At 53.9% G+C, this 22,506-nt stretch carries 26 protein-coding genes and 1 pseudogene; 21 read left to right on the forward strand and 6 right to left on the reverse strand.

Annotation, left to right across the window (positions count from 1 at the left end; all coding sequences use genetic code 11):
• Nucleotides 1–8 precede the first annotated feature (8 nt).
• From ACOTYN_RS20815 to ACOTYN_RS20905, 19 genes are all read left to right on the forward strand, one after another.
• Nucleotides 9–1,529, forward strand: coding sequence for a phage portal protein (locus tag ACOTYN_RS20815; protein ID WP_227160075.1), 1,521 nt, complete (start codon nucleotides 9–11; stop codon nucleotides 1,527–1,529).
• Entirely contained in the window at nucleotides 1,477–3,597 is a 2,121-nt protein-coding gene (locus ACOTYN_RS20820) for a ClpP-like prohead protease/major capsid protein fusion protein (RefSeq protein WP_371886235.1), read from the forward strand. Before ACOTYN_RS20815 ends, ACOTYN_RS20820 begins: the two co-directional genes overlap by 53 nt.
• A 69-nt stretch (nucleotides 3,598–3,666) precedes the next feature.
• Nucleotides 3,667–4,002 (forward strand): DUF2190 family protein, encoded by a 336-nt coding sequence (locus tag ACOTYN_RS20825; protein ID WP_332958846.1) that lies wholly within the window; start codon nucleotides 3,667–3,669, stop codon nucleotides 4,000–4,002.
• Complete coding sequence (locus ACOTYN_RS20830; protein ID WP_227160073.1) at nucleotides 4,002–4,358, forward strand: head-tail joining protein; 357 nt, start codon at nucleotides 4,002–4,004, stop codon at nucleotides 4,356–4,358. Before ACOTYN_RS20825 ends, ACOTYN_RS20830 begins: the two co-directional genes overlap by 1 nt.
• 1 nt (nucleotide 4,359) lies before the next feature.
• Complete coding sequence (locus tag ACOTYN_RS20835) at nucleotides 4,360–5,022, forward strand: hypothetical protein (protein ID WP_332958843.1); 663 nt, start codon at nucleotides 4,360–4,362, stop codon at nucleotides 5,020–5,022.
• Nucleotides 5,023–5,030: 8 nt separating this feature from the next.
• Entirely contained in the window at nucleotides 5,031–5,585 is a 555-nt protein-coding gene (locus tag ACOTYN_RS20840) for a hypothetical protein (protein ID WP_332958841.1), read from the forward strand.
• Complete coding sequence (locus ACOTYN_RS20845) at nucleotides 5,578–6,201, forward strand: phage baseplate assembly protein V (protein ID WP_151347492.1); 624 nt, start codon at nucleotides 5,578–5,580, stop codon at nucleotides 6,199–6,201. The genes ACOTYN_RS20840 and ACOTYN_RS20845 overlap by 8 nt, the downstream gene beginning before the upstream one ends.
• Nucleotides 6,202–6,239: 38 nt before the next feature.
• Nucleotides 6,240–7,709: a phage tail sheath C-terminal domain-containing protein gene (locus tag ACOTYN_RS20850; protein WP_332958838.1), complete on the forward strand. Its 1,470-nt coding sequence runs from the start codon at nucleotides 6,240–6,242 to the stop codon at nucleotides 7,707–7,709.
• Nucleotides 7,706–8,212, forward strand: a complete 507-nt coding sequence (locus ACOTYN_RS20855) for a phage major tail tube protein (protein WP_218664754.1) — start codon at nucleotides 7,706–7,708, stop codon at nucleotides 8,210–8,212. Before ACOTYN_RS20850 ends, ACOTYN_RS20855 begins: the two co-directional genes overlap by 4 nt.
• A 55-nt stretch (nucleotides 8,213–8,267) precedes the next feature.
• Nucleotides 8,268–8,555: a phage tail assembly protein gene (locus ACOTYN_RS20860; protein WP_227160069.1), complete on the forward strand. Its 288-nt coding sequence runs from the start codon at nucleotides 8,268–8,270 to the stop codon at nucleotides 8,553–8,555.
• Nucleotides 8,556–8,669: 114 nt separating this feature from the next.
• Nucleotides 8,670–10,529: a hypothetical protein gene (locus ACOTYN_RS20865; protein ID WP_332958833.1), complete on the forward strand. Its 1,860-nt coding sequence runs from the start codon at nucleotides 8,670–8,672 to the stop codon at nucleotides 10,527–10,529.
• Between the two features lie 5 nt (nucleotides 10,530–10,534).
• Nucleotides 10,535–10,996: a phage tail protein gene (locus tag ACOTYN_RS20870; protein ID WP_369700818.1), complete on the forward strand. Its 462-nt coding sequence runs from the start codon at nucleotides 10,535–10,537 to the stop codon at nucleotides 10,994–10,996.
• On the forward strand, nucleotides 10,971–11,186 hold the full coding sequence (locus ACOTYN_RS20875; protein WP_048701713.1) for a tail protein X: 216 nt from the start codon (nucleotides 10,971–10,973) through the stop codon (nucleotides 11,184–11,186). Before ACOTYN_RS20870 ends, ACOTYN_RS20875 begins: the two co-directional genes overlap by 26 nt.
• A 1-nt stretch (nucleotide 11,187) precedes the next feature.
• A complete protein-coding gene (locus ACOTYN_RS20880; protein ID WP_332958827.1) occupies nucleotides 11,188–12,306 on the forward strand; it encodes a contractile injection system protein, VgrG/Pvc8 family in 1,119 nt (372 codons plus the stop codon).
• A 38-nt stretch (nucleotides 12,307–12,344) separates the two neighbouring features.
• Complete coding sequence (locus ACOTYN_RS20885) at nucleotides 12,345–12,692, forward strand: GPW/gp25 family protein (protein ID WP_218664757.1); 348 nt, start codon at nucleotides 12,345–12,347, stop codon at nucleotides 12,690–12,692.
• Nucleotides 12,682–13,596 (forward strand): baseplate assembly protein, encoded by a 915-nt coding sequence (locus ACOTYN_RS20890; protein WP_332958823.1) that lies wholly within the window; start codon nucleotides 12,682–12,684, stop codon nucleotides 13,594–13,596. The genes ACOTYN_RS20885 and ACOTYN_RS20890 overlap by 11 nt, the downstream gene beginning before the upstream one ends.
• The gene (locus ACOTYN_RS20895; RefSeq protein ID WP_151347498.1) at nucleotides 13,589–14,140 is read left to right on the forward strand and encodes a phage tail protein I; all 552 of its coding nucleotides are present in this window, start codon (nucleotides 13,589–13,591) and stop codon (nucleotides 14,138–14,140) included. Before ACOTYN_RS20890 ends, ACOTYN_RS20895 begins: the two co-directional genes overlap by 8 nt.
• 2 nt (nucleotides 14,141–14,142) lie before the next feature.
• Complete coding sequence (locus ACOTYN_RS20900; protein WP_332958817.1) at nucleotides 14,143–15,903, forward strand: phage tail protein; 1,761 nt, start codon at nucleotides 14,143–14,145, stop codon at nucleotides 15,901–15,903.
• Complete coding sequence (locus tag ACOTYN_RS20905) at nucleotides 15,875–16,498, forward strand: tail fiber assembly protein (RefSeq protein ID WP_316370328.1); 624 nt, start codon at nucleotides 15,875–15,877, stop codon at nucleotides 16,496–16,498. Before ACOTYN_RS20900 ends, ACOTYN_RS20905 begins: the two co-directional genes overlap by 29 nt.
• A 6-nt stretch (nucleotides 16,499–16,504) precedes the next feature.
• Here the strand turns inward: ACOTYN_RS20905 and ACOTYN_RS20910 are convergent, their stop codons facing one another.
• Nucleotides 16,505–17,608 (reverse strand): glycosyltransferase family 9 protein, encoded by a 1,104-nt coding sequence (locus ACOTYN_RS20910; RefSeq protein WP_332958813.1) that lies wholly within the window; start codon nucleotides 17,606–17,608, stop codon nucleotides 16,505–16,507.
• 498 nt (nucleotides 17,609–18,106) lie between these two features.
• Between ACOTYN_RS20910 and ACOTYN_RS20915 the strand changes: the two genes are divergently transcribed.
• On the forward strand, nucleotides 18,107–18,526 hold the full coding sequence (locus ACOTYN_RS20915) for a translesion error-prone DNA polymerase V autoproteolytic subunit (RefSeq protein ID WP_042719076.1): 420 nt from the start codon (nucleotides 18,107–18,109) through the stop codon (nucleotides 18,524–18,526).
• Between the two features lie 2 nt (nucleotides 18,527–18,528).
• Nucleotides 18,529–19,797, forward strand: coding sequence for a Y-family DNA polymerase (locus ACOTYN_RS20920; protein WP_332958811.1), 1,269 nt, complete (start codon nucleotides 18,529–18,531; stop codon nucleotides 19,795–19,797).
• A gap of 91 nt (nucleotides 19,798–19,888) precedes the next feature.
• Here ACOTYN_RS20920 and ACOTYN_RS20925 read toward each other — a convergent pair whose 3' ends face one another.
• The 5 genes and pseudogenes from ACOTYN_RS20925 to ACOTYN_RS20945 all read right to left on the reverse strand — a co-directional run.
• Nucleotides 19,889–20,245, reverse strand: a complete 357-nt coding sequence (locus tag ACOTYN_RS20925; protein WP_063434898.1) for a hypothetical protein — start codon at nucleotides 20,243–20,245, stop codon at nucleotides 19,889–19,891.
• 9 nt (nucleotides 20,246–20,254) lie between these two features.
• Nucleotides 20,255–20,545, reverse strand: a complete 291-nt coding sequence (locus ACOTYN_RS20930; RefSeq protein ID WP_063434900.1) for a hypothetical protein — start codon at nucleotides 20,543–20,545, stop codon at nucleotides 20,255–20,257.
• Nucleotides 20,546–20,865: 320 nt separating this feature from the next.
• Nucleotides 20,866–21,534: an SOS response-associated peptidase gene (locus ACOTYN_RS20935; RefSeq protein ID WP_332958807.1), complete on the reverse strand. Its 669-nt coding sequence runs from the start codon at nucleotides 21,532–21,534 to the stop codon at nucleotides 20,866–20,868.
• A gap of 225 nt (nucleotides 21,535–21,759) precedes the next feature.
• The gene (locus tag ACOTYN_RS20940; RefSeq protein ID WP_063157299.1) at nucleotides 21,760–21,999 is read right to left on the reverse strand and encodes a DinI family protein; all 240 of its coding nucleotides are present in this window, start codon (nucleotides 21,997–21,999) and stop codon (nucleotides 21,760–21,762) included.
• A 268-nt stretch (nucleotides 22,000–22,267) separates the two neighbouring features.
• Nucleotides 22,268–22,506 (reverse strand): annotated as a pseudogene (locus ACOTYN_RS20945) (hypothetical protein); the annotation flags it as partial.

Genomic DNA, 22,506 nt, shown 5'->3' on the forward strand with positions numbered 1-22,506 from the left:
GGCGTTCTATGGGCATTTTTGAAAAAACACTGGGTGCGCTGGCACCGGGGTGGGCGGCGGCACGCGCGCGGGATCGCCTCCGGCTCAATGCCTATGAAGCGGCAAGCCCGTCGCGCCTGCACAAAGCGAAAAAACAAAGCCAGTCAGCGGACACCTCGGTATTTGCAGCGGGTCAGTCCCTGCGGGAGCAGGCCCGGTGGCTCGACGAAAACCACGATCTGGTGATCGGCCTGTTCGACAAAATGGAAGACCGGGTTATCGGTGCCCACGGTATCCATGTTGAGCCCCAGCCCCTCGATCTGGAGGGAAACCTCCATTCCGATTTCGCCGGACAACTCTCGGCGCTCTGGGCGGAGTGGTCAGTGCGTCCTGAGGTGACCGGCATGTTTACCCGGCCGGAGGCTGAACGTCTGCTGTTACGTTCTGCACTGCGCGACGGGGAAGTGTTCACGCAGCTGGTCAGGGGAAACGTACCCGGCCTGCAGCATGCCACGTCTGTTCCGTTTTCTCTGGAAATGCTGGAGGCGGATTTTGTGCCGTTCAACCTGAACAGCACCGCCGGTCAGCAGGTTCGTCAGGGCATCATTGTGAACGACTGGGGGCGTCCCGTCGGGTACCGGGTTTACAAATACCATCCGGCAAACATGACGCGGTTCAGTGCTGAGCTAAAAACCGTCTCAGCAGAGAACATGCTTCACCTGGCGCAGCGCAAGCGCCTGCACCAGCTCCGGGGTATCAGTCTGATCCACGGGGTGATTACCCGCCTGTCCGACATCAAAGATTATGAAGAGAGTGAGCGCGTGGCCGCCCGTATTGCTGCTGCGCTGGGTTTCTACATCAAGCGCGGCGATGCGCAATCTCTTGGTGATGACGGTGAGTTTTCAACGCCTGGTGGCCAGCGTCACTACGATATAGCGCCGGGCATGATTTACGACGAACTCCGCCCCGGTGAAGACCTGGGCATGGTGGAGTCAAACCGCCCGAACGTTCACCTCTATGAATTTCGCAACGGGCAGATGCGGGCCGTGGCCGCCGGTACACGCGGCAGCTATTCCAGCATTGCCCGGGACTATAACGGCACCTACAGCTCCCAGCGACAGGAACTGGTGGAAAGCTTCGAAGGGTACAACGTCCTGCAGCAGTGGTTTGTTGGTCAGCACAGCCGTCCTGTGTACCGGGCATGGCTGGCGATGGCGCTGCTGAGCGGCGTTGAAGTCCCGCAGGATGTGGATCCGAATTCTCTCTATAACGCGCTGTATCTCGGGCCGGTGATGCCCTGGATTGATCCGGGGAAAGAGGCTAACGCCTGGAAGGCCATTGTGCGCGGTGGTGCCGGCACTGAAGCGGAATGGGCGCGGGCCAGGGGAAAAAATCCGCAGGAGGTTAAGCGCCAGCGACTGCGTGAAACCGAATTTAACCGTAAACACGGGCTGGTGTTTGATTCCGACGCCGCCAATGACAAAGGAGCGATGCCAGATGCAACGGCAAAACCAGACGATACCCGGCGTGAGCCGGACGATGATGATTAACCCCCGCGCCAGTCTGGCGGGTGTCGATGCGGCAAACGGCCAGTGCTGGTATGAAATCCGTGCGCTGGCCGCAGGTCGCGTCGAAATCTTCCTTTATGACGTGATCGGCGGCTGGGGCATCACTGCCCAGCAGTTCGTTACTGACTGTAAGGAAGCGGGGGTGTTTGAGGCCAGCGCGGTGGATTTGCATATCCACAGCCCGGGCGGCGATGTCATGCAGGGTTTTGCCATCTACAACACCCTGTCGCGGCTGAAAGCGAAGGTGGATATCTGGGTGGACGGCGTGGCGGCCAGCATGGCCTCGATGATTGTCTGCCTGCCCGGTGCCACGGTGCACATGCCGGAGAACGCCTGGATTATGGTCCACAAACCGTGGGGCGGCATTGCCGGTGACTCTGACGATATGCGCGACTATGCCGCCTGGCTTGACCGGAATGAAGCCCTGATGCTCAGCGCCTACATGAACAAAACCGGACTGGGGCAGGAGGAGCTGGAGGCGATGCTGAAAGCGGAGACCTGGCTTAACGGTGCCGAAGCGGTGGAAAAAGGTTTCGCCGACACGCTTGAACCTGAACTGCAGGCCGCGGCCTGTGTGAATGAAAATAAACTGAAGGATTACCAGAACATGCCAGAACAGATTAAATCCCTTTTTGCGCCGCGTGCCGAAACTCCGGTGAATCAGCCACAGCAGCCTGCCCCCGTACAGCAGCCCGCGCCGGTACAGGCGAACCTGAACCCGCCAGCGCCACAACAGCCTGTGCAGCAAATGGCAAACATCGATATAACCGCACTGGCCCAGCAGTTGCAGCAGCAGATGCAGACGGCGAACGTGGAGCGCGTGAATTCCGTGTCGGCCGTGTTTGAGGCGTTCCCGACCTTCGCGACGCTGAAAGCGGAATGCCTGGCCGATTTCTCCTGCAACGCCGAAAAGGCCCGCGACAAACTTCTGCAGGCGCTGGCAGCGGGTACCACCCCGAGCGCCGGTCCGGGTGCCATTCACCTTTATGCTGGCAACGGCAATCTGGTGGGTGATTCAATTCGCGCTGCGGTAATGACCCGTGCGGGCTATGCGCAGGCCGAGAAGGATAACGCCTATAACGGTTACACCCTGCGCGAACTTGCGCGCGCTTCCCTGATCGATCGCGGCATTGGTATCTCCGGTGCTGGTACGGCGCAGTCGATGGTCGGGCTGGCGTTCACCCACAGCAGCAGCGATTTCGGCAATATACTGATGGATGTGGCGCACAAGGCGGCGCTGATGGGCTGGGATGAGGCCACAGAGACGTTCGAACAGTGGACCCGCAAGGGCACGCTGACCGATTTCAAAACCGCGCACCGCGTCGGTCTGGAATCACTCGCATCGCTTCGCAAGGTTCGCGCCGGGGCGGAATATAAATATGTCACCATCAAGGATCGCGGCGAGCCAATTGCCCTGGCGACCTACGGCGAACTGTTCAGCATTGACCGCCAGACCATCATTAACGACGACCTAGACATGCTGACCCGTATCCCGCAGGCAATGGGGCTTGCTGCGCGTGCCACCGTGGGCGATCTGGTGTGGGCGGTGCTGACCAGCAACCCGAAAATGTCCGATGGTAAGCCGCTGTTCCACGCCGATCATGGCAACCTTGTCTCCGCCGATTTGAGTATCGAAGGCCTGGATACGGCACGTAAGGCGATGCTGCTGCAAAAATCTGGCGATCGCCGTCTGAATATTCGTCCGGCCTACATGCTGACGCCAGTGGCTATCGAGTCACGCGCTAACCAGCTCATCAAGTCTGCAAGCGTGCCGGGTGCGGATGCGAACAGCGGTATCGTTAACCCGATCCAGAACTTTGTGACGGTGGCCTCTGAGGCGCGTCTGGATGACAGCAGCCCGACGGATTACTACCTGACCGCTGCGCAGGGACGCGACACTATCGAAGTGGCGTATCTGGACGGTATTGATACGCCGTATCTGGAGCAGCAGCAGGGCTTCACCGTTGACGGTGCCGCCTTCAAGGTGCGTATCGATGCCGGGGTGGCTCCGCTTGACTGGCGTGGCATGGTTAAAGTCACCAAAAAATAACAACCGTCTTCTGACGGTTTTTTTATAACGGAGTGGCGAATGCTGCTCCTTTTTTGTCTGGAGAGAAAAATGGCGAAAAATTATCAGCAGGATGGCAACACCCTTGATTTTCAGAATACCGGTGCGACCGATATTCATTCGGGTGACGCCGTGATTTCAGGTTCCCTGGTTGGCGTCGCTCACGATGACATCCCGGCAGGGCTGTGGGGCGTGCTGCACACCACGGGCGTGTTCGTTCTGCCAAAGGCGGCGGAAGCAGTCACTGTCGGTCAGAAGCTCTATCTGGCCGACGGTAAACTGACCGTTGAGGCGGGAGAAGCGGCCGCACCTAATCCTCTGGCCGGAACGGCCTGGGCAGACGCGGCGGCTGATGTCGGAACTGTTCCGGTCCGGCTTGGCTACTGATGAACCGCTTCCGTCAACGCCTGTTAAAAGCAGATGCCCGGATCTCCCGGGCATTTGCCGAAGAGGTGCCTGCAGTCCTGTCCATTGACAGTGAACTGCGTCCTGTCACCGTGATTTTTGAGACGCCGGATGCGCCGGTTGATGTGCAGGGCGGGGGGCAGATTCAGGACCGGGCCCCGGCATTCAGCGCGATGACCGCCGATATCGCGGGGCTTGAGAAGCACCACGAGGTGGAAATTAACGGTACCGCTTACCGCGTAACGCACGTTGGTGCTGATGAAGAAGGGCGGACCCGCGTCACCCTGGCTTATGGTGCACCGGGCAAACCGCAGCCGGAAATCAACAAGTGGAGCTGATATGGCGCGTGAATCCAGACTGCGACGGGATTTACCCGTCGATATCGATGTGGATGCCATCTGGCGCATTGCAGAGCACATCGGAGCCACCCATAAACAGTTTCGGGCGGCGTATTCCCGTGCGCTGAAACGCACCGCCGCCACGCTGCGTAAGAAAGCGGTTGCTGACATGAAGGACGGTCTGGCGCCGCGCAGTCTGGATCTGGTCCGCCGGCGTCTGCTTTCCTTTCGCCTTGATCGCAGTTCTCAGTCGAAACTGGATAATTTGCGTCTCTGGTTTGGCCTGAATGCCATCAAGGTCAAAGACCTGAAAGGCCGGATTAACGGGCGGGTAAGACCTCACCATACCCGACGGGATAACTCCACCGGGCGGTTTATTAAGGCGCGGCGCCAGGCGGAGAACGCCGGTTTTACCCCAAAAGGGAGTCTGCTTTCACCGCGCACGTATGAAAACGGTGAAGTGGCACGCTCCCGTCGGGAAAACAGGCGGACAGTGGTCATTCGCGATCCTGACACCCGGCGGACCCGCGAAGCGGAAATTGATATTTATGAGCCGATGCTGAACTACATCGAAGATAACGCCTTTGCCGAGGCGATGGAGATTTTCATGCATCACTTTGAAACCGATCTGCGCGGGCGCGTGAAAGCCCGTATTTCTGTCTGAGGTTAACCATGGCCGAGCCATTGCTGCTGGGGCAGTACCACGATGCTGTCACCGGCGCCCTGAAAAAAATCGACTGGGTGCGCGACGCCGATGCCTATCCGGAAAAAAATGTCCCCCGCTTTACCGGGCTGACAACGCCGGCGGTGTATTTCTCCATTAACGGCTGGGAGCAGGGCGGCGGCAACGAGGGGCAGCTCAACGTTAATCTGTCCTGTGATTTGTTCGTGGTGGTGGATGCGGCCGGCGCGGGAGTCAGCCGGCCGGAAATTTTCCTGCGCACGGCGGCCGCAGATATCACCCAGTGGATTGATGGCCAGCTGTTCGGCCTGACCAGTCCGGAGCCAGCCGTGTTTATCGATGCGTCACGCGATGAGTTTGATCCGCGCATGGATGATTATCTGGTCTGGAGGATTTCCTTCACACAGTCAGCGGCCTTTGGTGCGGATCCGTTTGCGCAGATCAATGCCCCGCTGAATGCCGTCTGGCTCGGTAAAGCACCGGATATCGGGCGGGCACATGTGGACGATTATCAGCTGATTTACGAGGCGAAACTCGATGAGTGATATTGAGGGCGATTTACAGCGCCGCCTGGCAAACATTGTCCGGCGCGGGGTTATTCATTCCGTTAAGCATGACGGTATTCCGAAATGCCGGGTGGATCTGGGCGACATCACCACCACCTGGCTGCCGCTCTGCCAGGGCTTTTCGGGTACTAACCGGGCTGACTCCAATCCGTATGCGGTCGGGGATGCAGTCACGGTACTGTCGGAGGCGGGCGAGCTGAATAATGGCCGGGTGTTTCCCGGCTGGAATACCGGCGGTCTGCCGGTGCCGGAGGGCAGCGACAGCGAGCATATCACCCGTTACGGCGACGGTACCGAGATCCGCTATGACCGTGCCGCGCATGCCCTGACCATCACTCTGGCGGAGGGTGGGTCCTACAAAATCATCGGAAAAGGTACGCTTGACGGTCCGGTGGAAATTACCGATACCCTGACCGTACAGGGGAAAACGCAGATAAACGCCGACACGAACGTGGCCGGGAATATCGGTGCAACCCAGGAGATTTCAGACGGTGCCGGGAAAATGAGCGGGATCCGCGAAACCTATAACCGCCATGACCACAAAGAAAATGGTGACGGCGGCGGAACCACAAATCCCCCCAATCAAAAAATGTGACCTGCCGCGGCTGGTTTTTTTATGCCTGGAGAAAATGAATGGCGAATTTACATGGTGTGGAAACGATCGAACTGACATCCGGTACGGTCGCGGTCACGACGATCCAGACGGCCATTATCGGTCTGGTGGGTACCGCGCCGGATGCCTCAGCCGGAACGCCGGCAGCGGGTACCGTCGGGACGCCTATTCTGGATAACGTTGTGGAGTTTGCCGCGACGATCGCAGGCAGGGCGGGCAATGTCCTGTCGGTTGAGGCGGTTGCCGGTGTTCCTGATGCAGCAAATCCCGCTGAGGTGGAGACGACGGCTGTGTGGGACGCAACGGCATTAACGTTGACCATCACGCTGGGTTGTGACGACACCGGAAAGCTGACGGCAACCCCGGCAGACGTTACTGCTGCCGTCGGCACGGTGGCGGATGTTAAGATGACGGCTAAGGGGAGCGGCAGCGGTATTGTCACACCGTTCAGCCTGCAGCTGTCCGGTGGCGAGGATGAGCCGTTCCCGCTGAATACGCCGGTGGCGATTGTCGGTACCACGATGCTCTCCCGTCTCGGTGATAAGGGCACGCTGAAACAGGCACTCACCGAAATCAACGACCAGCGAAATGCACTGACGGTGGTGGTTCGTGTGTCGGAAGAAACTGACGAAGCGAAACAGCGTGCGGCGGTGCTGACCGGGATTGGTACGCTGTCGTCTGCAAAATCGGTTACGACGTACCAGCCCCGTATCGTGATAGCTCCGGGTTTCAGTGAAGATGATGCCGTGGGTAAGGCGCTGGAGACCGTTGCCGGCAAACTGCGTGCAGTGGCATATGTTGACTGTGAATCCGGCACCACCCTGCAGGAAGTGGTTCAGCGTCGTCAGTCCTACGGCATGCGTACTGAACTGCTGCGCCCGCGCGTTCAGGTCAGCAACGCCGACGGTCAGCTGGTCTACCGCCCGTATTCTGCCTTTGCGGCGGGGTTGCGTGCCCGTATCGACTTTGAGAAGGGCTGGTGGTGGAGTAAATCCAACCAGGACATTAACAATATCCTCGGCGTGGAGCAGATAGACGAGTTCATTCTCGGCGATGAAAACTGTGATGCCAACCTGCTTAACATGCAGAACGTCTCCACCATCATCCGCCGGGCCGGGTTTAAGCACTGGGGCAACCGTCTGTGTGGCACCAACCCACAGTGGCGCTTCGAATCGGTTCGCCGTACCGCTGACGTCATCGAGGACAGCATTCAGGAAACGATGCTGGAATACGTTGACCGTCCGCTTGACCGTGAAAACGCTGACGACATTATCGGCACCATCAACGCCTATATGCGCCAGCTGGTCGGGCTCGGTGCCATTTTTGGTGGCCGCGCCTGGCTGGATGAGGAGCTTAATACCGCAGAGAGCATGGCGGCGGGCGTGCTGTACATCAACTATGACTTCGGTCCGAAATCGCCGACTGAGCTTATCAGCCTGCGCGTCCGGGTGAATAACAACTATGCGCTTGAGGAGATGCTGGCAGCATGAGCGAGAAAAACACGTTACGCGTCTGGACCTTCTTCCGGCAGGGGATCCGTATTCAGGGCGCGCATGAATTTACACCGCCGGCTCTGTCCATTGTCAAAACCGATCTGCGCACCGGCGCGCAGGATGCACCTTCTCCCGTGGATGATGGCATGGAGGCCCTGACCTGCCAGCTGAAATTTTACGGTATGGACGTGGACATGCTGACCGCTTTCGGTTTTGTCAGCGGCAGCCGTCCGCGCTTTACGGCGTATCAGGGCTATCTGGCGAACGGTACCGCGCTGGGCACCATCGAGGAGATCGAGGGCTTTGTGCAGACCGTCACTCCGGATGCGCGGGGCAAGGACAGCCTGTCGGAAAACGCTGTCACGGTGGATATCGCCGTGAGCTATTACCGCCAGACCAAAGACGGCCGCGAACTTTTTGCCATTGATACTGAGCGCTTCGCGCGACGCGTAAATGGTGTGGATGTGTTATCCGGCCTGGCGGCTAAAGTCCGCCTCTGAGTCTGTCTTCCTTCTATAGCGGCCTGCGGGCCGTTTTTACTTTACGGAGAGTGTTATGAATTTTCCCGGTGAAACCCGCGTCATCAAACTGTATTCCCCCATTTCTTTCGAGAACGGTGGCCTCCTCGAACAGGTGACGCTGCGCGAGCCGCTGGTCCGTGACCGTATTGCTTTTTCTAAAGACCACGGCAGCGAAGAAGAAAAAGAAGCGCGCATGATTGCGCTGCTGTGCAACCTCAGTGAACAGGATATCTGGCAACTGACGGCGGCGGATTATGCGCAGCTGCTGGATGCGTTTAATGTTTTTATGCTCCCGCCCGCGGAGCGACCGAAAAAAGCCTGATCCGGGCGATACGTTTTCTCGGGCGGCGCCTGCATTTTCCCATGACGGAATATCTGGATATGCCGTTCAGCGTGTTTTCTGATTTTCTCACCGACGAAGTGGAGGCGGTAAATCGTGGCCGGATTAAGCCAGAACCTTAAGGCCGTTATTACCTTTGGCGGCAATATCGACAGTTCATGGAGCCGTTCAGCGAACGGCCTGCAAAAGAGCCTGAAGGATGTCGGTAAGCAGTCAGAAAAGCTGACGAAAGACCAGGCGAAGCTGGCAGCGGAAATCAAGCGGGCAAAGCTCGCCGGGCAGAGTCTTGGCGATCTTAAACGGCGTTACAGCGACGTATCCCGCGAAATCCGCAAAACTGAAGCCGAGCAGCAGAAACTGAACCAGCAGATGCAGAAGGCACAGCGGCTGGCGGCATTCAAGGGAGCCGGTAAAGGTCTCTTTCGCCGCGGGCTGGGTATCGCCGGTCAACTGGGCGGCATGGTGGCGCCGGGGCTGGCGATCGGCGGCGGCGGGGTGGTGGCTTCCGCACTGGGCACCCTGATTGCCCCGGCTGCCACCAACGCGGAGACGGCCCGGCGAGCCGGCGTGGCGAAAAGCTATGGCGTGGATATTCCGACGTTTGATGCCTGGGACACGCTCGCAAAACAGTACGACATGAACGGGGAGAACATCGGCGATCTGTTCGAGGAGTATCTGCATAAGGCGGGGGAGTACAAGCAGAACGGCAAGCAGGGGGCGCTGCAGGACGCGTTTGAAACGCTGGGATTTAAGGCGGGCGATTTTGCCGGGCTCAGCGATATGGCGCAGTTTGAGAAAATCGTTGAGCGTGCGCTCAGCCTGCAGGATGAATCGAAAGCCTCGTTTGCGCTGGATTCCCTGTTTGGTGGAGAGGCCAGCAAACTGCTGATGCTGCTGAAGCAGTCCGGGAAGAGTTATCGTGATCTGATGGACGAGCAGCGCCGGTATAACCTGGTCACGAAAGAGGGCGCAGAAGGTGCAATGGAAGGCAACCGCGCCATTACCAACCTGCAGACTGTGTTCTCTTCTGCGGTCGCGGAAATCGCCGGCCAGCTGGGTAATGAACTGGCGCCGGATGTACGCCGTCTTACTGATGATCTGGCGGAGTGGTTTAAAGGCGGCGGGATCAAACGCATCGTCAGTTTCCTGCGCAATGATCTCTATCCGGGGGTGCTGACGTTCGGGCAGGGAATTGTTTTTGTCGGGAAGGTGGCGTACGCGCTGGCAAAAAAAATGTCCTGGCTGCTGCCGGATGAGCGAAGCGATCAGCGGGATGTCCTTAAATCGCTGGCCATGACCGGCTCGGTCGATATCGCCCGGATGACGGCGCAGCGAAACGGCCAGGGAGAATGGTTTGAACAACAACTGAAGGAAAAGCCGGACCTGCCTGACGATGTGAAAAAATCTTACCGGGATACGCGGGGCTTTTTCCGTGATGACGAGGAGACATTCAACACCACCCTCGATAAGTATCTGACACCGGAGAACAGCGGCGGACTGTTCGGGCCGGATGGGTTAATGAAGCCGGTACAGCAGCCTGTCACGCCCGGTACCGGCCCGACGGTATGGAATAATTATCCCCGTACCCTGCTGGCGCCATTACCGCCAGAAACATCCCCGCAGGTGGTACCGGGCATAACGGAGCAGGGCACACCCGGGCAGACTGCCGTACCGCGCACCGTACCGCTTTCAGGTAATGCTGACGACGGCCGGGGGAATGCCGGCACGGATGCGGAAGGCCGCTGGGATATGTTGTTGCAGAAACTGGATGCAGCAGACGCCGCACCCGCCCCCCGGCAACTGACCGACAACCGCCGGTTCGAATACCGGTTTGAAATTCACGGCGCACCGGGGCAGGACGAGCGGGGGATTGCTGACGAGGTGGAGGCTGTGACGAAAAGCAGCCCGGCTTTTACGGGTGACAGCAGCATGCTGGACGGAGGGCAAATCTGGTGAGTGAAATCATTCCTGTCTTTGAAGACTTCGGGCAGGCAGGGGCCAGCGCGGCGCGTGGTGCACAGGCCGCCCGGGTGATGATGATGCTGGGCGATTTCGCCTTTTCCATCGATACCACGGCCTATAACCAGCTGACCCGTGAGGCCAGCTGGCGATGGAGCGAGCAGGAACGAATCGGCAAACAGGACCTGCTGCAGTACACCGGCAAGCCAGGGCGAACCGTCCGGCTTGAAGGTGAATCGCATGCCTTCTTCCGTAAGGGGGTGGATGCCGTTAACGATCTCTACGATCTCGCCGACCAGAACAAGCCACAGCAACTGGTCAGCGGTGAAGGGGATGTGCTGGGCTGGTGGGTGGTGATCGACTTCTCCGACACAACAAACCGTTTCCTGCCCGGTGGCGGCCACCGAAATAAAAACTGGACGATGACGCTGAAACATTATGCCGACGACATATCAAACCCGTGACGGTGACGTGCTGGATGCCGTCTGCGCTTTGCATTACGGCACGGAAAATCTGTCTTATATCGTGACACAGGTGCTTGAAGCGAATCCGGGACTGGCTGATGCCGGCGCGGTTTATCCGTCTGGTCTCTTCATCACCCTGCCGGATCTGGCACCGCCGGTGCAGGACTCCGCCTTCAGCCTGTGGGATTAATATGACTGAACAGATTTTTAAACCGGAATACGCGCCGGCGTTCAGCGTCAGCGCGGAAGGAAAGGATATCACCCGCGCGCTGCAGCAGAGCCTGGCAGAGATGACGCTGACCGATTACGGCGGCGCCACGGCAAAAGCGGATGAGCTAAAAATCACGTTACTATCAGAAACCCTCCCTTTACCGACCAAAGGCGCGCGGCTGCGCGTGGCGCTGGGCTTCAATGACCAGCTGGTGGATAAGGGCCGGTTCGTGGTATCCGGCGTCGGCAGCAGTGGTCCGCCACGACGCGTGGAAATTTATGCCACGGCCGCGCCCATGAACGCGCAGAAACATCCCGGTGATGTGCTGAGCCAGAAGACCCGAAGCTGGGATAATCTGCGACTGGCGGATCTGGTTAAAACCGTGGCCACCGAAAACGGTCTGGTACCGAAAGTGGCCACGGAGCTTGCGAATATTCATATTGACCATGTTGATCAGGTGGCGGAGTCTGACGCCAACCTGCTGACCCGACTGGCCCGAACCTGGAACGCCGTCAGCAAACCCTCTGGCGGGTACTGGCTTTTTCTCCGGCAGGGCGCAACGGCTAACGCCTCAGGTGAGCAGACCGGGGAACTGGTTATCACTCCGGAGGAAGTCTCAAACTGGTCATACAGTGAGGGCGAGCGGGGGAGTTCGACGGGGAAAGCGACCGGCAGCAGCGGTAAGTCATCGGGCAAAATCGGGGTTCGCTATTATGATGAAGCGGACGGGAAGACCAAAACCACCACGGTTGACCATGACGGTCCCTCGATGGCGAATCCCTATACCCAGCCCGCAAAGGCCACTGCTGACCAGCAGGCTAAATCGAAAAAAACGCAGGCCCGGCGCAATGAGCAGAAAATGACGGTGACAGGACCGTGCCGCCCGAAGCATGTCCCGCTCACAGCAGAATCCGGCGTCTCCACGTCCGGCTTTGGCGAACGGGAAGATCGTGCCTGGGTGGTGGAATCGCTGGTGTATTCTCTGACGCCTGCCGGTTTCAGCTACACGTACAACCTGGTGGTTGATATCCGCAAGCCTGCGAAATCCTCAAAAAAATCCGGCAGCAAGGATAACACCGGCCCGGATTATTTCGGTTAACTCTCCGCCACCTGGCGATCCTCATACGGAAAAACATTATGAACGGTGTAAACAGCCGGACCGGTAAACGCCTGTCCGGCAGCGATCATTTGCGCCAGTCCGTCAGCGATATCCTCTCCACACCGCTCGGCAGCCGCGTGCTGGTGCGCGATTACGGCAGTGACCTGTTTTCGCTGGTGGACAATCCTCGCGACGATCTCACCCGGTTGCGGATTATCGCGGCCACGGCCTCAGCCCTGGCACGCTGGGAGCCCCGGTTGCGGGTTAGGCGTGTGATGGTTACTTTCCCGGCCGATGAAACAGGGTGTGTCGTCGATATCGAGGGGATCAACAAAGAGAATAATCTTCCCGTCAGCACCGGAGGCATACAGATTTATGGCAAGTAGTTACGACGTAATTAACCTGTCCGCACTGGCGGTACCGGATGCCATTGTGGTACCGGATTCCGCCGATATTTTTACCCGCTGGCTGGCGCGCTTGCGCGAACTGGATCCAGAGTTCGACGCCCTGGTCGAATCTGACCCGGCGTATAAACAGGGGGAGATCAACGCCTATCAGCTGACGCTGGCGTTTCAGCGTGTCAACGACGCGGTAAGGGCTGTTTTCCTTGCCAGCGCCAGAGGGGCCGATCTCGACCAGCTGGGGGCGGCCTTCAACGTTTCCCGCCTGGTGATTGTCCCCGGCGATCCGGATGCGGTACCACCCGTCGAACCTGTCTATGAAAGTGATGACGCTTTTCGTGAGCGCATCCAGCTGTCGTGGGCACAACTGAACACTGCCGGCGCGCGCAACGCGTACCGTTTTCATGCCAAATCGGCAGATAACGATGTGCTGGATGCGGATGCCTACGGCCCGGAGACCCATAACCGACCCGGTGAAGTGGATGTGTATGTGCTGTCGCGAACGGGCAATGGTGAGGCCGGGATTATCCTGATCGAAACCGTGATAAACAAACTGAGTGCCGATGAAGTCAGGCCGCTGACCGATTTTGTGAGCGTGAAAAGTGCCACTGTTGTCAGCTATGCCGTCACGGCTGAACTCGATATTCCTGATGGGCCGGATGCGCAGACGGTGCTGGAGAATGCCATCAGCACGCTGACGAGCTATACCCAGCTTTCCCATCGTATTAACGCCATCGTACCGCTCTCTGCGTTATACGCTTCCCTGCAGCAGCCTGGCGTATCCCGGGTCAAATTGATCAGCCCGACGGCCGATCTGGAAGCGGCTGCCGGGCAGGCCCCGTGGTGCAGCGCGATAAACGTCACGCGTAAAGGAGGCGTCAGTGGATAAATTTAGAACCCTCCTTCCCCCTTCAGCCATTCATCCGGAGCGGGCGCTGGAGCAGGTCAGCACGGAGCAGATCACCGGGCTGGATACGGACATGGTCCGGAAGGTGAAAAATCCTGATACCTGCCCCGCACATCTGCTGCCCTGGCTCGCCTGGGAGTTTGCGGTGGATTCATGGGAAGACGCCTGGACGGAGGAAGAAAAACGGCAGGTAATTAAGGATGCTGCGTACGTCCATCAGCACCGCGGTACCGCCGGCGCGGTCAGGCGGTCACTGAGTGCCCTCAGTCTGCCTACGACCGTCGTGGAATGGTGGGAAGATGAACCCCGCAAGCCCCCGTATACCTTCCGGGTGGAGGTCTTCAGCCTCCAGGCCATTGATGAGGCGCTGTATCAGCGCATACGTCGTCAGGTGGATAAAGCCAAGAACCTGCGTAGTCTGCTGACCACCATTGACGTGATCGCCGATCTGGGCGCGAAGGGAACCTATTACACGGGGGGTGCTGTCACCGCCTGGATTGATGTTGATATTGAGGCAGGAGTTTAGCCATGGCTGAGAAGTATTACAGCATTCTGACCAACCGGGGCAAGGAGCTGGAGGCGCTGTCCTCTGCGACCGGGAAGCCCGTCATTATTAAAGATTTTGTGGTGGGTGACGGGAACGGCCAGCCCGTTAAGCCTGATCCGGCACAGACGAAACTGGTCCGTGAAGTCTATCGCAACGCGATATCCGCGCTGCAGGTTTCGCCAGACCAGGCGAACCAGTTTATTGCTCAGCTGGTGTTAGCGACAGGTGTGGGTGGGTTCGTGGTGAGGGAAGTTGGCCTGCTGACCGATGCAGGAGAGCTGTATTCCGTTGCGAACTGTGCCGCCATAGAGAAGCCAGAAAACGGTGTCAGCGTGAACCTGCAATACCGCCTGGCGGTATCCGAAACTGCGAGCATTGAACTGAAGGTGGCAACGGGCGACGGGTTATTTTTGCGACAGGATGCGAACCTGAGCGATGTGAAGGATGTCGTTCAGTCACGAAAAAGCCTGGGCCTGAAGGGGGCAGCCGTACTGGACGTGGGGAAAGTTGCCAATACTGTTGCGGCAGGCGATGACACGCGTATCGTTAATGCACTCCAGAAAAGTAACAACCTTTCAGACCTTACCGATAAGGCTAAATCAAGGACTGCCCTGGAACTTAAAACCGCAGCAACAAAAGATGTCACTACACAATATGATGACACTAACGGCGGGCGGTTGATGACGCTGGGATGTCGTGGCATTGGTGGAAGTTCGGGAGATATGCTCCCGGGGGCTGACATAAACACAGCAGCTAAGTATCTCCAGTTTTTAAAGCAATATGGTGGTGGGATTTATCGCCCGATATGGAATTCAGCAGTAACGAATCCTGATGGTTTAACGAAATACTCAGTGAATTTCTTCGGTAACACTGGCGATACTTTCGGCTTAATTTCAATAGATTATAATTCTGGCAAAACTATCGTTGTTGGTGCAAACCAAGCAGGTATTGATGCAGGCAGGGTTTATGTAAATGAATTGTATGGCAAGTTGAATAAACCTACTCCCAGCGAGATTGGGGCGGTTGCCAAAACGGGCGACACGATGACAGGCAGACTCATCGTGAACTTTGATGGTGAGGCTATCAGGTTACAGCCAAAAACTGCGGGTTATGCTAGTTATTTAATTTCTGTTGATTCGGCTAATGTGAATCACTGGTATGTAGGAGCAGGCTCAACAAATAATGCTGATGTCGTTTTCAATAATTACAAGGGCGGAAATAACAGTGTCAATCTGAAAAGTGATGGTTCAATCAATATCACCGCCACAAGCGGAAAAAATGTCAATATTACAGGTCAGGTCATTCCGTCTAGTTACGTAAATTTTGACGCACGATATGTGTTAACAGATGGTGCTACATACGCAGGATTTGTCAGCGGTGATGCAGCGCAGCCTTATCTACGCCACAGAGTAAGTAATAACGTGGTAAAACTTGCAAAAACTGGGGATTCTTATACAAAAACAGAAAGTGACGGTCGTTTCCAGCCAAAAGGCAACTACACCCCAGCAGGGCAGGCTTATACAAAAGCAGAGTCTGATGCACGCTATGTGCAAGGGGTGCAGCTTGGAGCGCAATCACTCAGTCTTTCCGCAGATGCCTCCGGTGGGAGTCTTTATCTTCCAGCTGGTTGTGTTTCTACAGGATACACATCTCCCGGCTCTTCAAATGCTAACGCCGTAAGGTTTTATTACAAACCAATCCAGAGAAATATCAATGGCACTTGGGTTACAATCACAGGGTAAAGAAACGATTATGCAAAATATTAAGAATTTTAAGGTTGTAAAACCAACACATAAACAATTGGAGTTATATACTGCAATGGATGGAACAGTCCCTATTTTCCTACAATCAGAAGACGGCAGAGATTGGTTTGAATGTCACGAATTGTTTTCAGATGAAACAGTGAAAATTATGTACGACAGCAACGGGATTATTTGCTCAGTCGTTGATGAACGAGTCCCTGAGCGAGGAAATATCTATGCGGTGTCGATGTTTTACCCTGAAAATATGAGCGTAGCTGAAGTGGCACTAAGCGATTATCCTGAAGGGGTGAATATTGACGGTTCTTGGATGTATAGTGATGGGAAAATTGTTCAGGTTCCTGTTGACGTGGTTTCGGAAGCAGAAAAAGAGAAAGCGCAGCGATTAAGTGAAGCGGAGGTAGCGATTGCACCACTTCAAAGAGCCGTAAAATACGGGATCGCTACTGATGAAGAAAAAAAATCGCTTGAAAAATGGGAAGTATACACTGTCATGCTAAGTCGTGTTAATGCTTCTCAGGCTCCGGATGTTTTGTGGCCTGAGAAGCCAGGGGGAGAGACAGAAACTACAATGTGAGGGTTCTTACCTTTTGGAACAATCCTCGTTACTATTCAAGCATTCATCAATCAAATCAAGTATAGGACTTACATCAGCATCCATAACGCGACGCTCTTTTAGTCTCACCTGTTTAGCTAATTTATAGTTTGGCCCCCACACATCCGCATTATCTGCTGATGCGCCGAGTATTTTAAATGGGTAAACACAGATTAATTTTTTCTGAAATGCTCTGGATACATGTACAAAAGAAGTGTCTGGGGAAATCACCAGAGCACTATCTTTGATTATTTGTGCTGCAGAGAAGAATGACGGTGTCGTATTTTTAGTGACATTTTCTGAATCGGGGATATGTGCAATCTTATGCTGTTCCCCGAGGATGATCATATGATACGAATTGGCGTATTTTGCCATGTGATTTGTTATGGTCCCAATTTGGGAGGCTGAGAAAAAACGCTCGCTGACGCTACCGTAGGGGATAAATGAAACTATTTTTTTATCCGTGGTCTTTTTTATAAAACTTCGTGCCGCTTCAGTGTCTTCTTTAGGAATGATAACAGAATAATCATAATCTGTGACACTGAGCCCTAATCTTTCAAGCAAGTCAATATATCGAGAGCTGATATGCGCTTGAGGATTTTTGATTTTAATAACTTCATCATATATCCGATATTCGCTTGTGAATCCAATGGTTTTGTAAGGCTTGGAGAGTCTAATTAAATTAAACGTATCAATATTAGAGTGGGTTACTTCATGTGAATCAATGAAAATAAATGGACTGATCTGACTTAGCGCAGTAAGTAGCGGTTTTTTATTTTTAGGTTCATATAAATATAACCCGTCTAGATTATCCCACTCATTAAATAAAAAATAAGTCCTTTTGTCTGCAATTACAGATACTCGGTAATTGTGTTTCACCAGAATGTTAATTACCCCACCAATAACAACAGCATCGCCAATACCTTTAGCAATGAAAGGTATGACTAAGTGGTTGGTGACCAACTCACGTTCAGGCCGGGAAGGACGAGTCAGGGCGGTTACTGCGCTCAAAAGGTTAAGCTTTAACCTTAGCTTTACTTTTTTCAGATAATAATTTTTAGACCTGTTTGCTTTCCTAAGCCATTTGAACACGGGTTCTCCTTATTCTTAATAAAATAATTTATCTCAATGCTAACTGAGCAGCCTCACTGCATGCAATAGCTGGCTGCTCTGCGTGCTTAAGGTTGGACCCACCGATCCCGTGCTCGCCGTGCTATGGCGATCATTTTCTGTATCTCTCCGAGAGTGAATTTTTCTGCTTCATCGCATGGCATAACCACATAGCCGGACCGGATCACATGTTCCAGGCATGAATCTGGGTTCATAACTACTTCACCAGGCATAAGAGGGTGGCAAGCCACCGAAAGGCCATTATCGAAATAGATGTTTATCAGATGGGAAAATGAAAACCGGCTTAAATCTGCTCACAGAGGGTTACATCTATGAAATTTACAAAACTCATAATTCGAAGCGACATAGAAACTTAGAAACGAAACGGCGAAGCTTTAATCATTCCTGACAGCCCCTCTGTCTTGCATGCATGCTCAAATGAAACTACTGTATATAAAAACAGTTATAGAGATATGCGACATGGAATTTATCAGGCCTGCAGAACTGCGAGAAATTATTGCTCTCCCGCTTTTCAGTGACTTAGTACAGTGTGGTTTCCCAAGCCCCGCGGCTGATTACGTTGAACAGCGCATCGATCTCAATGAGTTGCTTGTCGCTCACCCGAGTTCAACGTATTTCGTCAAAGCCGCGGGTGATTCTATGATCGAAGCCGGGATCAGTGACGGTGACCTGCTGGTGGTGGACAGCTCTAGGACTGCTGAGCATGGTGACATTGTCATCGCTGCGGTGGAAGGGGAGTTCACTGTTAAACGCCTGCAGCTGCGCCCGACCGTGCAACTAAATCCTATGAACAGCGCCTACAGCCCGATTGTTGTTGGCAGCGAAGACACGCTGGACGTTTTCGGCGTCGTAACTTTCATCGTTAAATCTGCGAGCTGAATATGTTTGCTCTCTGTGATGTGAATTCGTTCTACGCATCATGCGAGACTGTATTCAGGCCGGACCTGAGAGGGCGGCCGGTTGTCGTTCTCTCAAATAACGATGGCTGCGTGATCGCGCGCAGCGCAGAGGCAAAAGCCGCAGGGATAGCAATGGGCGAGCCTTTCTTCAAGCAAAAGGAGCTTTTCCGGCGCGCTGGCGTTGTTTGCTTCAGCAGCAATTACGAGCTTTACGCTGATATGTCGAACCGGGTAATGACGACGCTGGAAGAAATGAGCCCCCGCGTCGAAATTTACAGTATCGATGAAGCTTTTTGTGACCTGACGGGCGTTAGGAACTGCAGGGATTTGACTGACTTTGGCAAAGAGATCCGCGCTACGGTTCTGAAGCGTACGCACCTTACCGTTGGCGTTGGCATTGCTCAGACAAAAACACTCGCTAAACTCGCTAATCACGCCGCAAAGAAATGGCAGCGACAGACGGGCGGGGTAGTTGACCTGTCAAATGTCGATCGGCAGCGTCGGCTGTTGGCGATCGTGCCTGTAGAGGATGTTTGGGGCGTTGGTCGCAGAATCAGTAAAAAGCTTAATGCCATGGGCATCAAAACAGCTCTGGACCTCTCTGAGCAGAGTACGTGGATTATTCGAAAGCACTTCAATGTCGTCCTAGAGCGAACGGTTCGGGAGCTGCGCGGCGAACCATGTCTTGATCTGGAGGAGTTTGCGCCGGCAAAGCAGGAAATCGTCTGCAGTCGTTCTTTCGGCGAACGCGTCACAGAATATGAGCAGATGCGTCAGGCCATCTGCAGCTATGCGGCGCGTGGCGCTGAAAAGCTTCGCGGTGAACACCAGTATTGCCGTTTTATCTCTGCGTTCGTGAAGACGTCACCTTTTGCCATGAACGAGCCGTATTACGGTAACAGCGCGTCAATGAAGCTTCTCACCCCCACTCAGGATTCCCGCGACATCATCAACACCGCGGTAAAGTGCCTGGACAAAATCTGGAAGGATGGCCACCGCTATCAAAAGGCTGGAATCATGCTGGGGGATTTTTTCAGCCAAGGGGTGGCGCAGCTGAACCTTTTCGATGAGCACGCGCCGCGCGCTGGAAGCGATAAGTTGATGCAGGTGCTCGATCACTTGAACGCGAAAGACGGAAAAGGAACGCTCTACTTCGCCGGGCAGGGCATTCAGCAGCAGTGGCAAATGAAGCGTGAAATGCTTTCTCCAAGGTATACAACAAGATTTTCCGATCTACTTATTGTCAGGTAGCAGGTTCGGTTTATGCTGATTTTTTTTATTAGATAGATGTTTGGCAAGATCAATGCTTTAAAAATTATAAACCCGCCGAAGCGGGTTTATGTCATGCTACCTTTTTTTGCCTAGTTTCACGCTTGGGTCTTTCCAGTTCTTTAGAATGCACTTCCTGTAGAATGCGCTTCTTCTCACAGTCAGCAAAGCGTGTCAGAACTTGACGAATCAACGGCTGGTAGCCCAAGCCATGAAGGTCTGCAATCATTTTTAGATCTTCTATCAGGGATTTGTTCAACCGGATAGAGATTGGATGCAATTCCAAGGCATCATTGATATCCATTTCTGACAGGTCGTCTGACACTCTGACGTGAGCTTCGCTGGAACCAAGCTCGCGAGAGTCCCATGCATCATCAGTGGATGCAATCAAACCTGCGGAAGCAGTTCTTTTGTCGGCGGATTTGCTCATAAATTGACCTTATTTTCCAAATTTATCATATATACGAATTTCTTCGTCGTTGGGGGAGTAGGCTGTACGGATAAAGATGCCTTTCCCCGGGCGTGCGATGAAAACAATCTTGAGAGGTACACCGTAATCAGTTTCAGCAATGAACCATTTTGTCGGTGGTGAGGTTCGATTGTCCTCTCGATCATCTTCAAGAAGATGTCCTGTCCTGTTAGAAAAACATTGTAGAATGTCGTCTTCATTAACGGGTGGTTGCTTGCTTGCCAGCTTTTGCCGTATAGCTGGTGAGATTATCAGCTTCATCACGACCGTTCCTTGTGCTGCTGAATGATGTTGTATATACAAACATGCGTCTAGTTTAGCTCATTTCAAGTACTGCATAGCACAGAAAATGCCTATTTTTCCCTATCGCGACGCTTATCAGAGGCGCAGCATTGTACAACATAGGTTTTTTTATTGCACTATCTGTATATACAGAATCTTTGCTACAACTAGGTTTATCACAACCATATGAAGAGTCAAATGAAGAATTAAAAAATTTGCATTACAAGATGTTGGATGTACGAAACATACAAAAAAGCTGACGAACTTCATCCTAAAGTTATGAATGGGAGGGGAAAGAGTTATACTGGTTCGATCAACGCTCGCCCCTGATTCTTTGGGTTCCCCACGGCGCGAGACACTGCGTGCCAGATAAACTTTTCGGCGGGCACGGTACCGTTGGCAGCTATCTCTTCAGCTTCTTTGCCGACAACATCCTGACGCATCCACTCGCGTGCTGAATCTGGTGACAGAACCAGTGGTCTGCGGTCGTGAATGTCTACTAGGCCTTTGTCAGCTGTTGACGTCACAATGAGAAAACCTTCTGCTTCGTCTCCACGGTCGAACGGCGTGCTTCCGATCGCCGCCATGAAAATTGGCTGACCGTCTGCTCGGTGAATAAAGTAGGGCTGTTTCTTGTCGCCTTCTTTTTTCCATTCGAACCATCCATCCGCAAAGCAGATTGCTCGGCCGTGCTGCCACAGCGGTTTAAACATTCGGCTTGAAGCCGCCGTTTCGACGCGCGCGTTAATCAGAGGCGGTTTATCCCACCATCCTGGCGCGTATGACCACAGGACCGGATCAAGATGCAACTGCTCGTCGCGTTCGCTCAGCAGCAGAACTTTGGTACCAGGCGCCACGTTGTACCGGCCAATAGGTTCCGGATCATACGCAATGTCACGATCGGCTTCATCAGCCAGGTATGCCAGATATTCTTCACGGGTTTGGGCTTGTGCAAAACGTCCACACATAGAAACCTCCAGTCAGTCAGACTGAAAGTATAGGGCAGGGAGAAAAAGTAGCGCGCGCTGGTTAAGTCTTACAAACGGATTCGGGGTGATTATGCTGATGAGGATGAAATGCGTAAAGCGATACGTTGTGAAACTGGAAGGAGCTACGCAAAGTTGCGAATATGCCAAAAGAGAACGCTAAATTCGGTAGTGGATCCGGGTTCACTGTGATGACAATATGGGTAATCATTCATTAGTAAGCCACATATCAGACTCTTCGAACATATCCTCCAGCATACGGTTCAACTTTTCACGGTCACTTTTGCTGGCATCACTATTCAATCCGTTAGCCTGCATAGGTTTAACCTTCACTTCAGCATCAGGGAATATGCTATGAACTCTCCTTGTCAGCTCAGCCAAAATAATTTCTCTGGCGCCATCCAAGCCCTGAACATTTCGCTTATCGTAAACCAACTCAACAAACATAACAGTCTCCTTAATCTCTGTCAGAGGAGTTTATATTTTTACTGTAAATAAATACAGTGTCAAGCGAGTGATACGATCTACATGATGGGATTTTTTCGTCCGATTGAAGAGATATTATCGGTATTTATTCCCCAGTTATTCCCCAATATTTCCCCACAAGAAAATCACCAATAAAAAACCAGCCATAAGCGGCTGGTTTTCAATATGTTTTTGGTCGGCACGAGAGGATTTGAACCTCCGACCCCCGACACCCCATGTCAGCTATAAGTTAGGCCATTCCCAACGCTTCGGATTCTGTGAGTGAGGTTTGATAGCGCTTAACTGCTTCAGTAAAGGCTTGCGCTGCATCTGTATTTGATACCATATATTCTTCAGTCACCCCTGTTTGAGAATGGAAGGTAATATTGCCATAAACGCAAATAGGGATTTGGTAGTTGCCTTTAAATCTACGGTGATCTTGACCCGCCATTTCCGGACAGCTTTTGTATCTTAAGTTAACGATGCCCG

It is taken from the genome of Enterobacter cloacae complex sp. IR5458, assembly GCF_049238025.1.
In the GTDB taxonomy this organism is placed as follows: Bacteria; Pseudomonadota; Gammaproteobacteria; order Enterobacterales; family Enterobacteriaceae; genus Enterobacter; species Enterobacter kobei.

Excerpts from the sequence above, each read along its gene's own strand:
- ACOTYN_RS20815 (WP_227160075.1), top strand. The coding sequence starts at position 9 with ATGGGCATTTTTGAAAAAACACTGGGTGCGCTGGCACCGGGGTGGGCG.
- ACOTYN_RS20820 (WP_371886235.1), top strand. The coding sequence starts at position 1,477 with ATGCAACGGCAAAACCAGACGATACCCGGCGTGAGCCGGACGATGATG.
- ACOTYN_RS20825 (WP_332958846.1), top strand. The coding sequence starts at position 3,667 with ATGGCGAAAAATTATCAGCAGGATGGCAACACCCTTGATTTTCAGAAT.
- ACOTYN_RS20830 (WP_227160073.1), top strand. The coding sequence starts at position 4,002 with ATGAACCGCTTCCGTCAACGCCTGTTAAAAGCAGATGCCCGGATCTCC.
- ACOTYN_RS20835 (WP_332958843.1), top strand. The coding sequence starts at position 4,360 with ATGGCGCGTGAATCCAGACTGCGACGGGATTTACCCGTCGATATCGAT.
- ACOTYN_RS20840 (WP_332958841.1), top strand. The coding sequence starts at position 5,031 with ATGGCCGAGCCATTGCTGCTGGGGCAGTACCACGATGCTGTCACCGGC.
- ACOTYN_RS20845 (WP_151347492.1), top strand. The coding sequence starts at position 5,578 with ATGAGTGATATTGAGGGCGATTTACAGCGCCGCCTGGCAAACATTGTC.
- ACOTYN_RS20850 (WP_332958838.1), top strand. The coding sequence starts at position 6,240 with ATGGCGAATTTACATGGTGTGGAAACGATCGAACTGACATCCGGTACG.
- ACOTYN_RS20855 (WP_218664754.1), top strand. The coding sequence starts at position 7,706 with ATGAGCGAGAAAAACACGTTACGCGTCTGGACCTTCTTCCGGCAGGGG.
- ACOTYN_RS20860 (WP_227160069.1), top strand. The coding sequence starts at position 8,268 with ATGAATTTTCCCGGTGAAACCCGCGTCATCAAACTGTATTCCCCCATT.
- ACOTYN_RS20875 (WP_048701713.1), top strand. The coding sequence starts at position 10,971 with ATGCCGACGACATATCAAACCCGTGACGGTGACGTGCTGGATGCCGTC.
- ACOTYN_RS20880 (WP_332958827.1), top strand. The coding sequence starts at position 11,188 with ATGACTGAACAGATTTTTAAACCGGAATACGCGCCGGCGTTCAGCGTC.
- ACOTYN_RS20885 (WP_218664757.1), top strand. The coding sequence starts at position 12,345 with ATGAACGGTGTAAACAGCCGGACCGGTAAACGCCTGTCCGGCAGCGAT.
- ACOTYN_RS20890 (WP_332958823.1), top strand. The coding sequence starts at position 12,682 with ATGGCAAGTAGTTACGACGTAATTAACCTGTCCGCACTGGCGGTACCG.
- ACOTYN_RS20900 (WP_332958817.1), top strand. The coding sequence starts at position 14,143 with ATGGCTGAGAAGTATTACAGCATTCTGACCAACCGGGGCAAGGAGCTG.
- ACOTYN_RS20905 (WP_316370328.1), top strand. The coding sequence starts at position 15,875 with ATGGCACTTGGGTTACAATCACAGGGTAAAGAAACGATTATGCAAAAT.
- ACOTYN_RS20915 (WP_042719076.1), top strand. The coding sequence starts at position 18,107 with ATGGAATTTATCAGGCCTGCAGAACTGCGAGAAATTATTGCTCTCCCG.
- ACOTYN_RS20920 (WP_332958811.1), top strand. The coding sequence starts at position 18,529 with ATGTTTGCTCTCTGTGATGTGAATTCGTTCTACGCATCATGCGAGACT.
- ACOTYN_RS20925 (WP_063434898.1), bottom strand. The coding sequence starts at position 20,245 with ATGAGCAAATCCGCCGACAAAAGAACTGCTTCCGCAGGTTTGATTGCA.
- ACOTYN_RS20930 (WP_063434900.1), bottom strand. The coding sequence starts at position 20,545 with ATGAAGCTGATAATCTCACCAGCTATACGGCAAAAGCTGGCAAGCAAG.
- ACOTYN_RS20935 (WP_332958807.1), bottom strand. The coding sequence starts at position 21,534 with ATGTGTGGACGTTTTGCACAAGCCCAAACCCGTGAAGAATATCTGGCA.
- ACOTYN_RS20940 (WP_063157299.1), bottom strand. The coding sequence starts at position 21,999 with ATGTTTGTTGAGTTGGTTTACGATAAGCGAAATGTTCAGGGCTTGGAT.